Genomic DNA, 1,306 nt, shown 5'->3' with positions numbered 1-1,306 from the left:
CCAGAGCCATAATATATGTGTTAAACAATATAAATTGGAGGCTAGCATGTACAAACATAACATACTTTTCATTGGCCTAGATACCCATAAAGTATCTACTGAAGTGGCGCACGTTGAAGACCAACGCGGGGCAAAACCGGTTCACTATGGAAAAATAAATACCACCAAAGCAGCAATCACCAAACTCGCTCGGCAATATCAATCAAAATATCCACACGCGACACTGCATTTTGTTTATGAAGCAGGTCCCTGTGGCTATTGGATTTATCGATTACTGACCAGCTTAGGTCATTGTTGTTATGTCGTGGCGCCATCCTTAATCCCCAAAAAACCAGGAGAGCGAGTAAAAACCGATAAGCGAGACGCGCTTAAATTGGCAAAACTGCTTAAGGACGAAGAATTAACACCGATTTACGTTCCTGAATCTGAAGACGAGGCGATACGCGACTTATCAAGAGCAAGAGAAACAGCAATGGCAGACTTAAAGGATGCTAAATATCAACTCAAAGCGTTATTCCTACGCAATAACATTACCTGCAAGGTTAATGATAATTGGTCGCTTCAGCACCTTCGATGGCTGACAGAGCTTATTTTACCTCACCCAAGCCAACAAATCGTTTTGCAAGAAATGATACAAACCATCACGGAGCGAATTGGGCGAGAGAAACGGCTGGCCAATGAGCTATTTCATCAGGTTAAACAGTGGCGATTTTATCCTGTGGTTAAAGCGCTCCAAGCAGTACGAGGTATTCGACTACTCATAGCCACAGGTATTGTCGCTGAGCTCGGCGACTTAAGACGTTTCGACCACCCCAGAAAACTCATGGCTTATTTAGGGTTGGTACCCAGCGAACATTCCAGTAGTGACAAAAGGAAATTAGGCGGCATTACCAAATGTGGCAATGGGCGAGCAAGACGTTTACTTGTTCAAGGCGCACACACCTATAAACACAAAGCGAATATATCGACCGAATTACAAAAGCGCCAAGAAGGTTTACCCAAAGAAATAACCGACATTGCTTGGCAAGCTCAGTTACGACTGTGTCGACGATACAGCAGATTGATGAGTAGAGGTAAGCACCGTAATGTTGTGGTAATTGCCATTGCCCGAGAAATGGCTGCTTATATCTGGGCCATTGCCCGCGAAGTCGTCATTTCATCTGTTAATCCACGTTTAAGAATTTCAAGAGTACCTGCATGATGAAAAGTTTTGAGTTAGCGCATGGAGTCAAGCATCGGCTGTGGCACAACCACCGAGGGCGTTAGGATGGCAATAGCGCTACGCGCTATTGAACCACGAGCATAG

Annotated in this window: 1 protein-coding gene; it reads left to right on the top strand. The window is 44.6% G+C overall.

Annotated elements, in window-relative coordinates:
* The first annotated feature begins 46 nt into the window (after positions 1-46).
* Positions 47-1,201: an IS110 family RNA-guided transposase gene (locus ND2E_RS07425; protein ID WP_033094576.1), complete on the top strand. Its 1,155-nt coding sequence runs from the start codon at positions 47-49 to the stop codon at positions 1,199-1,201.
* Positions 1,202-1,306 lie beyond the last annotated feature (105 nt).

The organism is Colwellia psychrerythraea (assembly GCF_000764225.1).
Classification (GTDB): domain Bacteria; phylum Pseudomonadota; class Gammaproteobacteria; order Enterobacterales; family Alteromonadaceae; genus Colwellia; species Colwellia psychrerythraea_D.
This window is presented reverse-complemented; position numbering and strand designations above follow the sequence as displayed.